Source organism: bacterium (genome assembly GCA_035419245.1).
Lineage (GTDB): Bacteria > Zhuqueibacterota > Zhuqueibacteria > Residuimicrobiales > Residuimicrobiaceae > JAKPUX01.
Window position 1 is genome coordinate 644,824 of sequence record DAOLSP010000001.1, and the last position, 13,108, is coordinate 657,931.

Annotated in this window: 10 protein-coding genes; 7 read left to right on the forward strand and 3 right to left on the reverse strand. The window is 58.1% G+C overall.

The genetic code is table 11. The features are described 5' to 3' along the window. Positions 1–70: 70 nt before the first annotated feature. The 6 genes from PLH32_02610 to serS all read left to right on the forward strand — a co-directional run bounded on the left by PLH32_02610 (position 71) and on the right by serS (position 7,249). Positions 71–1,177 (forward strand): DegT/DnrJ/EryC1/StrS family aminotransferase, encoded by a 1,107-nt coding sequence (locus tag PLH32_02610; protein HQJ63477.1) that lies wholly within the window; start codon positions 71–73, stop codon positions 1,175–1,177. A gap of 123 nt (positions 1,178–1,300) precedes the next feature. Then, on the forward strand, positions 1,301–2,311 hold the full coding sequence (locus PLH32_02615; GenBank protein ID HQJ63478.1) for a polysaccharide deacetylase family protein: 1,011 nt from the start codon (positions 1,301–1,303) through the stop codon (positions 2,309–2,311). A gap of 4 nt (positions 2,312–2,315) precedes the next feature. Further along, positions 2,316–3,518, forward strand: coding sequence for a glycosyltransferase family 4 protein (locus PLH32_02620; protein ID HQJ63479.1), 1,203 nt, complete (start codon positions 2,316–2,318; stop codon positions 3,516–3,518). Between the two features lie 5 nt (positions 3,519–3,523). Further along, a complete protein-coding gene (locus tag PLH32_02625; GenBank protein ID HQJ63480.1) occupies positions 3,524–4,528 on the forward strand; it encodes a glycosyltransferase family 2 protein in 1,005 nt (334 codons plus the stop codon). A gap of 25 nt (positions 4,529–4,553) precedes the next feature. Continuing rightward, positions 4,554–5,954: a sugar transferase gene (locus PLH32_02630; protein ID HQJ63481.1), complete on the forward strand. Its 1,401-nt coding sequence runs from the start codon at positions 4,554–4,556 to the stop codon at positions 5,952–5,954. A gap of 29 nt (positions 5,955–5,983) precedes the next feature. Further along, entirely contained in the window at positions 5,984–7,249 is a 1,266-nt protein-coding gene (gene serS, locus PLH32_02635; GenBank protein ID HQJ63482.1) for a serine--tRNA ligase, read from the forward strand. A gap of 70 nt (positions 7,250–7,319) precedes the next feature. Here serS and PLH32_02640 read toward each other — a convergent pair whose 3' ends face one another. Both PLH32_02640 and PLH32_02645 read right to left on the reverse strand, forming a co-directional pair. Continuing rightward, positions 7,320–8,522: a hypothetical protein gene (locus PLH32_02640; GenBank protein HQJ63483.1), complete on the reverse strand. Its 1,203-nt coding sequence runs from the start codon at positions 8,520–8,522 to the stop codon at positions 7,320–7,322. 102 nt (positions 8,523–8,624) lie between these two features. Beyond that, positions 8,625–10,178 (reverse strand): sigma 54-interacting transcriptional regulator, encoded by a 1,554-nt coding sequence (locus PLH32_02645; GenBank protein ID HQJ63484.1) that lies wholly within the window; start codon positions 10,176–10,178, stop codon positions 8,625–8,627. Positions 10,179–10,559: 381 nt separating this feature from the next. Here PLH32_02645 and PLH32_02650 point away from each other — a divergent pair, with 381 nt between their 5' ends. Beyond that, the gene (locus PLH32_02650) at positions 10,560–12,764 is read left to right on the forward strand and encodes a glutamine synthetase III (protein ID HQJ63485.1); all 2,205 of its coding nucleotides are present in this window, start codon (positions 10,560–10,562) and stop codon (positions 12,762–12,764) included. Positions 12,765–12,837: 73 nt separating this feature from the next. Here PLH32_02650 and PLH32_02655 read toward each other — a convergent pair whose 3' ends face one another. Further along, the gene (locus PLH32_02655) at positions 12,838–12,990 is read right to left on the reverse strand and encodes a DUF5679 domain-containing protein (GenBank protein ID HQJ63486.1); all 153 of its coding nucleotides are present in this window, start codon (positions 12,988–12,990) and stop codon (positions 12,838–12,840) included. Positions 12,991–13,108 lie beyond the last annotated feature (118 nt).

A 13,108-nucleotide genomic window follows, 5' to 3' on the forward strand; every position in this document is an offset into this window, starting at 1 on the left:
TACGGGTTTGCCACTCTTGCGATGCACTTGGCGCATGAGCTCATTATTTCAGGAATCAGGAGAATCTTTTATGAAAGTTAATTTTCTGGATTTGCAGGGCCAGTACCATTCCATCAAAAGCGAGATCGACAGTGCCATTCAGGAAGTTCTGGAAAAATGCGCATTTGCCGCCGGACCCTATGTAAAATCCTTCGAAGAACATTTCGCTATCGCCCACCAGGCCCGTTATTGCGCCGGCGTGAACTCTGGCACCGCTGCCCTGCATATCGCGTTGATGGCGCTTGAAATCGGGCGCGGAGATGAAGTGATCGTTCCGGCCAATACCTTTTTTGCCACGCCTGAGGCCGTAAGCCTCGCAGGGGCAACTCCCGTGTTTGTCGATCATGAGCCGGAATACTTTAATATCGATCCCCATAAAATTGAAAAAGCCATTACGCCCCGGACCCGGGCGATCATTGCCGTTAACCTCTACGGCCAGCCAGCCCAGCTTGACAAGATCAAGGCGCTGGCTGAAAAGCATCACCTCCTGCTGATCGAGGATTGTGCGCAGTCGCATTTGGCATCTCTGAATGGCCGATCCACTGGCACCTTTGGCATCTGCGGCTGCTTCAGTTTTTACCCGGGCAAAAACCTCGGTGCCTATGGGGAAGGCGGCGCGGTGATCACGAATGATGAGGGGCTTTATAAAAAGATCATGATGCTGCGCGATCATGGTTCTGCCCAGAAATACCATCATGATCTGATCGGCCATAATTACCGCCTTGAGGGGATTCAGGGCGCTATTCTCGATGTCAAACTGAAGCACCTGCCTCAATGGACCGAAACCCGGCGCCAGAATGCCGGGCTCTATCGCAAATATCTCGCGGCCATTCCTGAGGTGGCGGTTCCGCAAGAAATGCCAGGCGCCCGGCATGTCTATCATATTTTCTGCGTGCGCGTGCCGCGTCGCGATGAATTGATCAAGTATCTGGCCGAAAGACAGATTTATACCGGCATTCACTACCCCATTCCCTGCCATATGCAAAAAGCCTATGCGTCCTTGGGCTACAAGAGCGGTGATTTTCCGGTTAGCGAGCAATATGCCGGGCAGTTGCTGTCTTTGCCGATGTCGGAGATGTTGACGGAAGAACAAATCGTCTTCGTCAGTGCAACGATCAAAGAATTCTTTGCAGCCTGAGAGCTGTGTGTGGGCCAAAGCCCTGGGTGTCATTGAATGGAGAGATTGATGCGGGATTGGATCACAAATGCCTGGCCTCTGATTACTTTGGTTCTGTTCATCGGATGTTCACGAGACCCGGATGTGATAAAACCGGATGACCCTGTCCCGGAGAGTGAATTTATCACCATTGAGACGGGCTATGTTCCGAAAGCGGAAAAATGCCTCTGGCTCGACGACAAAGCAGCGGCCTATACCATCTCTTTTGACGATGCCCGGGTCAGCCATTATCAGGTTGCGGGGCCAGCGCTCGATGCACGCCAAATGAAGGGCACCTTTTTCCTGAACACCCGGAATATCAGCGACTGGAGTGGATATCAGACCCTGTTTGATCATGGCCATGAGATCGCCTCGCATACCTTTTCACATGCCAAATTGACCGAATTGACCGAGACGCAGCAGCGCGAAGAGCTGGAACGGGCGATCGCGGATCTCCGTGCCCATATCACCGGCCTCACCACCATCCCCAGTTTTTCCTATCCCTACGGGCTTTATGACGATCGCATCCGCCGCGTCGTACGCGACTATCACTCCTCTGCCCGCGGCTATTGGGGAGTGAACAGCGCCAATCTCAGCGACGAAGACCTGACGCTGGTGCACGGGGTGGGTGTATATCCGCCATTTGACGTCTCTGTGATCGCTGGTTCAGTTGATAAGGTGATCGCCGAGCGAGGCTGGATCATGGTCTATTTTCATTCGGTCAGCGCCAAGGGCGATTCGGCCAATGAGATCATACCAATAGCCCGCTACTTGCAGCATCTCGATTATGTTCAGGGGCGCCAGGACAGCCTGTGGATTGCGACCATGGGGGAAGTCACCGCTTACCTGCGCCTGCGCCGCGATGCCACCTTACAAATCAAACAAATTGACAGCACGGTGGTCGAACTCGCACTGGAAGGTTTGCAAGGCTATTACTCCACTGCGGAGCCACTGACCGTGAAGCTGACATTGCCGCAAAACTGGCGCGCGCAGAAGGTGTTTGCCGTCAATGAGGATGGCAGCGCCCAAACGGTCCGACGGATATCCGACGAGGTGGTGCTGATCAACCTCCCGCGGAGCGGTATCATCCGGCTGATGGCCAAGAGAGACCAGTAAGCCGATGGCGGAGGGACGCAAGCACATCCTGATGATCCTGCAGGCGGACTACCCCCCGGATATCCGCCTGACCAAGGAGATCGCCGCCCTGACCGGGCAGGGGTATCAGGTATTTCTGCTTTGCAATAACAAGGCAGGCAGCCCGCGCGTCGCCGCGGTGGATGGCGCCACCGTGCTGCGGCTGCGCCATTGGGGTGCGCGCTGGACCCCGCTTGTAAATATCCCGCTCTTTTTTAATCCTGTCTGGTTGTGGGGAATCCGGCAGGCGATCAGGAAAAACGCCATTCAATCGATCCATGTTCATGATCTGCCGCTGGCTTTGGCGGCCATCTGGGCGGGGCGATGGTTTGGCCTACCGGTGGTCTTTGATGTGCACGAGAACTATCCCGAGGCGATGCGCATCTGGGGCCACAAGGGCATGTTCTGGTGGCTCCTGCGCAATCCCTGGCTCTCGGAGAAACTGGAGCGCCACTGTTTGCGCGCGGCTGATGCGGTGATCACCGTTTCGGAGGAACACCTCGAGCTCTTTTTGCAGCAAGGGGTGCCGGCAGACAAGCTCCATTTTGTCGGCAACACCGTCGACTATGAATCCTACCTGCAGATGGCGATTGATCCGGAAATCGTCGAGCGGTATCGTCCTTGGTATGTGCTGGAGTATCTTGGCAAGTTTGGTCCCGAGCGCGATCTCGAGACCGCCATTCGCGGCCTGAAGTTCATCCGGGCGGAGATCCCCAACATCCGCCTGCTGCTGGTGGGGGATGGACCGAACACCGCTGAGCTGCGGCAATGCGCCCGGGAAGAGGGGGTGGCGGAGCTGGTCGAGATCACCGGCTGGGTGCCGTTCGCACAGACGGCCTCGTACATAGAGGCCTGCCAGATTTGCATTGTGCCGCAGCCCTCCAATCCCTTCATCGACAATACCATTCCGCACAAGATTTTCCAGTACATGGCGCTGGAAAAGCCGGTCGTCTGTTCGGATGCCAAGGCGCTGGTGCGGATTATCTCCGGCAGCCGCTGCGGTGAGGTTTTTCCCTCGCGCTCGGCGGAGGGTTTTGCCCGAGCCGTGCTCAAAATCTACCATTCGGATTTTCCTTACGGCCGCAACGGTCGGCACGCAGTGGAAGAGAAATACAACTGGTCGCATTCGGCCCAGGCCCTGATCGCGCTCTACGACCGTCTTGATGGTGAAGAAACGAACAAGGATTGATTTTATTGCCGACTGAATCCTCTCAAACTGAACTGCCGCTGGTCTCGATCATCATACCCATGCTCAACGAGGCCGGGGCGATCGGGCGCTGCATCCATTCGATTTTAGCGCAAAGCTATCCCGGCGACCGCATCGAGGTCCTCGTCGTCGACGGGCTCTCGACGGACGGCTCGCGCGAGGAGGTCCAGGCCCTGGCGGCGGCGCACGCCAATATCCGGCTATTGGACAATCCGCAAAAGCGCACACCGCGCAGCCTCAATATCGGGGTCCGCAACAGCCGCGGCAAGGTGGTGATCATTCTCGGAGCGCACACGCGCATCGATCCGGAATTTGTCGCCCTGAATATCCGCTATATGCGCGAGATGAGGGTTAAGTGCACCGGCGGCACGCAGATCAACACCGGCGACACCTACTGGCAGCGGGCCATCGGCCTGGGCATGGGCTCCCGTTTCGGGATCCCCAGCGCACCCTACCGCTATGACAAGCGAAAGCGTTTTGTCGATACCGTGGTCTATGCCGCCTATGCACGGGAGCTCTTTGACGAGGTCGGCTATTTTGACGAGGAGCTGCATATTTCCGAGGATGCGGAACTGAACTGGCGGATCCGCAAGGCCGGACATCAGATCTATTTCACCCCAGAGATCATCTCCTATTATTACCCGCGGGCGACGCTGCGCCGATTGTGGCGGCAGTTTTTCAATTACGGGATCCTCCGCGTCAACGTGATCAAGAAACACCCCGATGCCGTCAAGGCGGTCCATCTGGTGCCGCCGGCCTTCGTCCTCGCCACCCTGCTCTTTGGCGTGCTGGCGGTTTTCCGTCCAGCGGCAGCGTGGGCGCTGGCGCTGCTCTGGGGCCTTTATCTGGTTTACCTGCTCGTGGCCGCCATCACCACGTGCCGGGAAGAACACCACTTTGCCGCTCTGCCGGCGCTGCCACCGGTATTCATGACCATGCAGATCGGCTGGGGTTTGGGATTCTGGGCCGGCCTGTTCAAGACCTACAAGTGAGCCCGCACTGCGGCGAGGATCTCTGATGTCCCGGACGTTTGAAAAAATAGTGCTCCTGCTGGTCGATTTCATCACCATCAATCTCGCCTTCTGGGGGCTGTTGCAGCTGCGCAGCTCGTTCGACCTGTTTGTCGAGCAGGGGCTGATGCTCAAGGTGCAGATTTTTTTTCTGGTCTATCTGTACTGGCTGGTCCTCTTTGTCTTTCTCGGGCTTTACCAGTCCTGGTATGCCAAATCCCGGTTTGATGAGCTGATCTCGGTGCTCAAGGCCATTTTGCTGGGCACCTTTATTATCTTTGTCCTGACTTCAGAGCCCGAACGCGATCTGGCCAATCCGCCGACCTTCGGCCGTTTCATGATTGTCAGCTATTCATTGCTGATGTTGATTTGTGTCGGAGGCGGCCGTTTCATTTTGCATACAGTGCAGCGCCGTCTGATGCGTTCGGGTTTGGGACAGCGCAAGACTCTGATCATCGGCTACAATCCTCAGGCGCAGAAACTGGCCGACAAGATTCAGCAGTTTCCTGCCCTCGGTTATCGGGTCATCGGTTTTCTCAGCCTCAAGAGTGACGAGGAGGGCCAAAAATACGGCCGAATACCGGTCTGGGGTGGACTTGGCAAATTGCGCGCGGTGGTGCTGCGGCGAAAGGTGGAGGAGGTGATCCTCTCCCTGGGCCATCTTCCGCAAAAGCGGGTCATGCATGTCATCGGCCTGCTCGAGCAATTGCCGGTCAGCATCAAGATCGAGCCGGATCTTTACGGGCTGGTGATGGGGCAGGCACGGACGCAGCAGATCTACGGTTTTCCGCTGATTGAAATCAATCCGCAGATCATGCAGCCCTGGGAGAAGACCGTCAAGCGGCTGATGGATGTCTTTTTCTCGCTCGGTTTTCTGATCCTGGCCACGCCCCTTTTCCTGCTGCTGGCGCTGCTCATCAAACTGGAATCCCCCGGTCCGGTTTTTTTCAAACAAAAACGCGTCGGCAAAAACGGCGCTGCTTTTACCATCCTGAAATTTCGCACCATGATCAAGGATGCGGAACGGTATACCGGGCCGGTTTGGGCGGGAAAAAGGGATCCGCGCATCACCCGCCTGGGCCGGATTATGCGCAAACTGCGCCTCGACGAACTGCCCCAGTTCATCAATGTGCTCTCGGGTGAGATGAGCTTGGTCGGGCCCCGTCCCGAGCGCCCCTATTTCGTCGAAAAACTCAAACGCGAATATCCCTATTATCTGCGCCGCCTCAAGGTCAAGCCGGGCATCACCGGCTGGGCCCAGGTGAAAGGCGAGTACGATACCAGCATCGAGGAGGCCCGGGAAAAACTGGCCTACGATCTGTACTATATAGAGAACATGTCGTTGCGCATGGACCTACGCATCCTGCTCTATACCGTCGCCGTGATGCTGCGTTTCAAGGGACAGTGAACGACTTCAACAACCATGAGGGAACTGTTATGCTCGACCTTAAGTTCATCCGGGAACATCCGGAGATCGTCCGCAAGGCGATCAACGACAAGGGGGACAAGGCGGACCTGGACCGGCTGCTGGCGCTGGATGTCAAGCGGCGGGAGATCATCGGCGCGGTCGAGTCCGCGCGCGCCGGGCAGAACCGCGCCACGCAGCAAATCGCCGAGATGAAAAAGGCCGGGGCGGACACGACGGCCATGATCAACGAGATGCGCGCTCTGGGCGACCGGATCAAGGCATTTGAAGAAGAGCTGAAAACGGCCGAGGAAGCGATCTATCAGATTCAGATCTGCATCCCCAATGTACCCCACGCCAGCGTCCCCGTCGGCGACGCCAGCCACAACCAGGTCGTGAAACAATGGGGCGAGCCCCCCAAAATGGATTTCAAACCCCAGCCGCACTTCGAAATCGGCGAAAGGCTCGGTCTGGTCGATTTCGCACGCGCTTCGCGCTTGAGTGGCTCCTCTTTCGTCAGCTATCGCGGCCTGGGGGCCAAACTCGAACGCGCCCTGATCAATTTTATGCTCGATCTCCACATCGAGAAACACGGCTATACCGAGGTTTCGCCACCCTTCGTGACCAAACGCGAGGCGATGTTCGGTACCGGCCAGCTGCCCAAACTGGAGGAGGACATGTACCATATCCCCGGTGATGATCTTTTCCTGATCCCCACCGCCGAGGTGCCGGTGACCAACCTGCATCGCGAGGAGATCCTCGAGGGCAGCGACCTGCCGTTGCGCTACACCGCCTACACGCCCTGTTTCCGCCGCGAAGCGGGAACCTATGGCAAGGAGACTCGCGGCATGGTGCGCATCCACCAGTTCGACAAGGTGGAGATGGTCAAGTTCACGACCCCGGACAGTTCATACGATGAGCTGGAGACGCTGCTGGCCGATGCCGAGGAGGTGCTGCAGCTGCTTGAGCTGCCCTATCGGGTTCTCGCCCTGGCGACCGGCGATCTCAGCTTTGCCGCAGCCAAATGTTACGACATCGAGGTCTGGGCTCAGGGGATGGAAAAATGGCTCGAGGTTTCGAGCTGTAGCAACTTTGCCGATTTTCAGGCCCGCCGCGCCAACATCCGCTTCCGGCCTTTCAAGGGTGCCAAACCCGAATTTGTCCATACCCTCAACGGTTCGGGACTGGCCCTGCCGCGTACGGTCATCGCCATCCTCGAGAATTATCAGACCGACGAAGGCACGGTCGTTGTGCCCAAGGTTCTGCGCCCTTATATGGGGGTTGATCTGATCCGTTAGGCATGGAAATCTCCAAAAAAGCCGCTGCTGTTGAACAGCAGCGGCTTTTTTTTATTGTTGCCGGAGACGGTCAGGGACGGGGCGTTGACGGCGGTGGTGACGCCACTGGGGCGGCGGTGCTGTCTGCAGGCAGGGGCCGGCGGTTTTCCAGCGTCCCGCGCAGGTTCTCGAGCAGTTTGCTGATTCGCTCCCGTTCGGACCGGATGCGCTCGAGGTTCTGTTCGGATTGTTCTGCTTTCTGGCGTTCCGCGGCCAGCTGCCGGTAAAGCTCCTGCGCGAGTTCCTCTTGTGAAACATCGCCTGGCGCGCTCTTGGCCCGGCCGGGATGGAGGTCGGGGAAAGGGATCAGGGGAATGGTGAGTCCGGCGGTGACGCGCCACTGTGGCACGTTGGGCAATGTCTGCCAGGGCTGGGCGCTGCCGCCGAGATAGCGGGTTTTATCGACATCGCCGGTGAGCCGCAGGTCGGCGGCGAAATGAACCTGGACAGTCGAGGGCAGGGTGTAGCTGAAACCGGGGGAGAGATAGATAAAATTTTCGCGGGTATAGGCGGTGGCGGCCGGCCGGCGCATAAAGGCGCGGCCCTGGATTTCGGCGAGGAGATCGAAGCGGCCCCAGCGCTGAGTTGCCGCGCAGCCGAAGAGAAATTCGGAGCTGTTACGGCTCGAGGTGAGAGTATCTTCCGGCGTTGTGGTCAGGACGAGACCGTGATCGTCATGGAAGCAGAAGCCGAGATTGGCGCTCAGGGTCCGGCCGGCGCCGGGGTGGTCGACGTCGCCCAGGCGGGAAAGCAGAAGGGTGAGCCCAAGAGAGGCCCGGCCGGCGGAGTAGGGTTCAAGCGGCAGATTGTGATATTCGGCGAGCGGCAGGCGCAGCTCGATCTGGCCGCCCCAACGCAGGGGCGCATCGACCGCTCCGAAGCCGGCGAAGCGGGCGCGGAGGAAGAGATCATCGGGCAGATTATAGCCGCGGCCGGGCTTATGGTTATCCTGGTAAATGACCTGCTGCAGCGAGAGATCGATGCGGTCACGCAGGCCGTATACAAGGGAGAGGCTGTTCTGGATGTCCCAGTAGGTCTCGCCCGTCAGGAGATGGGGGGCGAGTTCCTGGATCTGGTCCTGAAAGAAAAAGCGCACCGGGAGCTGGAGGTAAAGGTGGCCCTGGGGCACGGTGTAGGCCGGCCGGATCTGCTGCAGCGGGAGTCTGTCGGCCTCGCCGGCGCGCAGGCCGAAGGGGAGGATGGGCAGGAGGAGGAACGGAAGATACTTTTTCATGGCGATGCCTGATGAATGAATTTGCATGGTCTAATGTATCAAACTGCAGCGCCTGAAGCAACTGCTTTTTCCGGCGAACTTGACCCGGAGCACGTCCGGGGTTCAAGCGCGATAACGCCGGGCATCGATCTGATAGAGGCCGATCTTGTAGGAGATGATGCGCTCAGTGATCCCGAGCATGCGTGCCGCCTTGGCCCGGATGCCGCGCGCGGATTTGAGGGCGTCCTGAATGAGCTCCTTTTCATAGCTTGCGACGGCCTCGGTCAGCGACCAGCGGGGCGGGGTACCGCTGCTCTCGGCGGTCTGCAGAGTTGGCGGGAGATGGTAGCTGTGGATGACCTGGTCCTCACAGACCAAGACCGCGCGCTCGATGCAGTTCTCAAGTTCGCGCACGTTTCCCGGCCAGTGGTAACGCATCAGCATGTCGATGGCCGGGGTGGAGATTCGCTGGATCGACTTGCCGTGCTGACGTCCGTACTTGATCATGAAATGATCGGCGAGCAGGAGGATGTCGCTCTTGCGCTCGCGCAGCGGCGGCAGATAGATGGCGAAGACGTTGAGACGGTAATAGAGGTCTTCGCGAAAGACCCCGCGCGCCATTAGCTCCTCGAGATCGGCATTGGTGGCGGCGATGATGCGCACATCGACCTTGAGGGTTTCGAGCCCGCCGATGCGTTCGAATTCGTGCTCCTGGAGAACCCGGAGCAGCTTGACCTGGGTCATCGGCGAGAGGTCGCCGACCTCGTCGAGAAAGATCGTGCCGCCGTCGGCGAGCTCGAAGCGCCCCTTCTTGCGCGCCACCGCCCCGGTGAAGGCGCCCTTCTCGTAGCCGAAAAACTCCGACTCGATGAGGGTTTCGGGGATGGCCGCGCAATTGACGCGGATGAAGGGCGCCTCGCTGCGCGGCGAGTTATAGTGGATCGCCTGGGCCACCAGCTCCTTTCCCGTGCCCGATTCGCCGCGCAGCAGCACGGTGGTCGCGGCGTGGGCCACCTGAGCCACTTTTTCGTAGACCTCGCGCATCTCGCGGCTGTTGCCGATGATGTTCTGCAGGCGGTTCTCCTGGCGCAGTTGCTGCTTGAGGATGACATTTTCGGTCAGCAGTTTTTGCTGTTCGGCCTCGATAAGCTGCCGGATGTGGAGGCGCTGGACCAGAGTGGAGGCAACCAGGAGGAGGATAGTGAGGATGCTCTCATAGTCACGCTTGGCGAGGTAGGGCAGATTGATGAAGAGGACGCCAAGGGTGCGGTAATCCAGGGAAATGGGCACACCAAGGAAGCTTTGCTCGGAGCGACCACCGCCCTCCCAACTGCCGAGGCGGTTGAGGAAAAGGGGTTCCTTGCTCACCCTGGGGACGACCACGGGTTTGCCGGTTTCGGCGATGCGGCCACTCACGCCTTCGCTGTAGCGGTAGACATCGCGGGCGGAATGGGCGGTCAGGCCGATGGCGGCGGCGAGATGGAGGGTTTTGGCTTCCGCGTCGCAGAGGAGGATCGCTCCGGAGAGGAGGCGATAGCTGGTCTGCAGGATCTGCAGAGTCGCGTTGAAGCATTCTTGGAGGCTGAGGCTACGGCTCAAGGCCTGATTGATTTCGAGCAGCAGGGCGAGTTTGGGGGCGGCGATGGCGCCGCGGCTGGGAAGGGTGAGATGCTCCATACGAGACTCCTGAAAGCGACAAATATGTCATAAATTTACAAATAGCAACATAATTGCAGGTAATGATCCTGAGGTACATCCGGATTGCGCGCCCCAAGTCCGGTCTCTTTGAGAGGAAAGCGTGCGCCATCCCTCCATATTCGGCAATAAAGACACAAAAAAGTTGTAAAATAGTAATATACAACAAAAATGTAGTAAATAATTCTTTAAAACGCCACTCTTTTATTTCGCACCGCGGGACGATAAGCAAAAGACAAGTATAAACAGTTAATTACACATTTGTCGTGCTGCCACAAAAAACCGGGTCCGGACGGTTTCTTTGGCACTCGCTTTGCCATAGGAAGCGAAAACGCAGTAATTTTTATTCCATGGAGTGGCACGATGGCGGCAGAATCCCCTTCCACAATCCGCAAAGCAATTTTGATCCAGGTGGGCAGTAACCACCGGATCGAATACCTGCCGGGCGAACCGGCGGCGCACTATTACGGCAGCAACAGCTTTAACGACAAGGTGATGCGCGAGCGGCTGCCCAAAGAGGTCTACAAGAAACTGCGCGCGACCATCCGCAACGGCGTAAAACTGGACATGACCATCGCCGACGCCGTCGCGCATGCGATGAAAGAGTGGGCCCTGAGCAAGGGCGTAACCCATTTCACCCACTGGTTCCAGCCCCAGACCGGTTCGACGGCGGAGAAACACGATGCCTTCATCGAGGTCGAGGAGGATGGCTCGGTGATCGAACGCTTCCGTGGCGAGCAGCTCGTCCAGGGCGAGCCCGACGCCTCCTCTTTTCCCAGTGGCGGCATGCGTTCGACCTTCGAGGCGCGCGGATATACCATGTGGGATCCCTCGAGTCCCGCCTTCATCATGGAGGGGCCGCGCGGCGGCATTCTTTGCATCCCCTCGGTGTTCATCAGCTACACCGGCGAGGCCCTCGATAAAAAGACTCCGCTGCTGCGCTCGATGGAGTCCATCAACCGTTCCGCCCTGCGGTTGCTCAAGCTCTTCGGCAACCACAGCGTCCAGCGGGTGATCACGACCATCGGCACCGAGCAGGAATATTTCCTTATCGACAAAGGTTTTTTCAACCTGCGACCCGATCTGCGCATCACCGGCCGTACTCTGATCGGCGCCCGTCCGCCCAAGGGGCAGCAGCTCGAGGATCATTATTTCGGCGCGATCAAGGAGCGCATTCTCGGTTTCATGCAGGATGCGGAGATGGAACTTTACAAGGTGGGGGTTCCTGCCAAGACCCGTCACAACGAGGTGGCACCGCACCAGTTTGAGATTGCGCCGATCTATGCGGAGGCCAATGTCGGGGCCGATCGCAACCACCTGATCATGGAGATCCTGCGCCGCGTCGCCAACCGTCATGGCCTGGCCCTGCTGCTACACGAAAAGCCCTTTGCCGGCATCAACGGCAGCGGCAAGCACAACAACTGGTCCATGTCCGATTCGGATGGCAATAACCTGCTGGAGCCCGGCAAGACCCCAGAAGCAAACCTGCAATTTCTGGTTTTTCTGGTTGCCGTCGTGCGTGCCGTCTATTATTTCGGCGACCTGCTCCGCGCCTCCATCGCCTCGGCGGGCAACGATCACCGGCTCGGTGCCAATGAAGCCCCTCCGGCGATCATGTCGGTCTTCCTCGGCGACCAGCTTACAGCCATTCTCGACGCGATCAAGGCGGGCAAGGCGGCCAAGGCGACCAACGAGAGCATCATCGACCTTGGAATCGGGCAGCTGCCCAAGGTGTTGCGCGACTATACCGACCGCAATCGCACCTCGCCCTTTGCCTTCACCGGCAACAAGTTCGAGTTCAGGGCGATCGGCTCCTCCGCTTCGGTCAGTCTAGCCAATACCGTACTCAACGCTGCGGTCGCCGATTCACTTGACATTCTCGTGGCCGGAATCGAAAAGGAGTTGGGTAAGGGAATCGACCTTAAGGCGGCCTCCCTGACGGTGCTGCGCAAGCATATCAAAGAGACGGAGCTGATCCGTTTCAATGGAAACAACTACAGCAAGGAATGGGAGCAGGAGGCGGCGCGCCGCAATCTCCCCAATATCAAGAACACCGCCTATGCCCTGGATGCCCTGGTGGCCTCCAAAAATATCGAGATGCTGGTGCGTCAGCGCGCCTTCACGCAGCCTGAGTTGGAGGCCCGCTATCAGACCAAACTGGAGCAATACATCAAGCAGCTGCAGATCGAGGCCGAAACCCTGTTGAACATGGTGAGCGTTTTGGTCGTGCCGGCTGCCATCAGCTTTCAGCAGCGCCTGATCGCGACAGTCAAGGGGATGAAGGAGCTGGAGCCGCTCCTGGGTGATCTCTCCTTCAGCACGGAGGTGGAATTGTTGAGAAAGGTGACCCAGCTGATCGACCAGATCGGGATGAAGCGGAAGGAGCTGGGGGTGGCCCTGGCCAAGTCGGAGGGGCTGGAGGATTTGTCCAAATGCGCCAAATTCATGGCCGACCATCTGCGGCCGATCATGGAGGAACTGCGCAAGCCGGTCGACGAGCTCGAGCTTCTCACCGACGATGAAGTCTGGCCCCTGCCGCGCTATTCCGAGATGCTTTTTCTGGTTTAAACCGCGGCGAGCGTATAGGAAAAAAAAAAGGCGATGCGGAGATCCGCATCGCCTTTTTTATCATGGGTTCAGATCATTTGGCCTTGCCGAGTATTTTGTATACGCCGGTGCCGCATTTGGCGCAGGTGCCTTTGAGGGCCGCGCGGCCGTTTTTCATCGTCACCTTTTTGCCGTCCTTGACTTCGGTTTTGGCTTTGCATTTGACGCAATATGCTGTATCGGCCACCTTGGTATCCTCCCGTTAAGTTAATCCCCACAAAGCGCTAATTTTAACTTAAAATAAGGCATTCGCGGGCAAAAGTCAATTAAAAGTTGCCCCTCAGGGAAAAAAAAGCGAGGTGCCG

What these genes read in the sequence shown, in the direction of transcription:
- PLH32_02610 (HQJ63477.1), top strand. Translation starts at nt 71, where the DNA reads ATGAAAGTTAATTTTCTGGATTTGCAGGGCCAGTACCATTCCATCAAA.
- PLH32_02620 (HQJ63479.1), top strand. Translation starts at nt 2,316, where the DNA reads ATGGCGGAGGGACGCAAGCACATCCTGATGATCCTGCAGGCGGACTAC.
- PLH32_02630 (HQJ63481.1), top strand. Translation starts at nt 4,554, where the DNA reads ATGTCCCGGACGTTTGAAAAAATAGTGCTCCTGCTGGTCGATTTCATC.
- serS (HQJ63482.1), top strand. Translation starts at nt 5,984, where the DNA reads ATGCTCGACCTTAAGTTCATCCGGGAACATCCGGAGATCGTCCGCAAG.
- PLH32_02640 (HQJ63483.1), bottom strand. Translation starts at nt 8,522, where the DNA reads ATGAAAAAGTATCTTCCGTTCCTCCTCCTGCCCATCCTCCCCTTCGGC.
- PLH32_02645 (HQJ63484.1), bottom strand. Translation starts at nt 10,178, where the DNA reads ATGGAGCATCTCACCCTTCCCAGCCGCGGCGCCATCGCCGCCCCCAAA.
- PLH32_02650 (HQJ63485.1), top strand. Translation starts at nt 10,560, where the DNA reads ATGGCGGCAGAATCCCCTTCCACAATCCGCAAAGCAATTTTGATCCAG.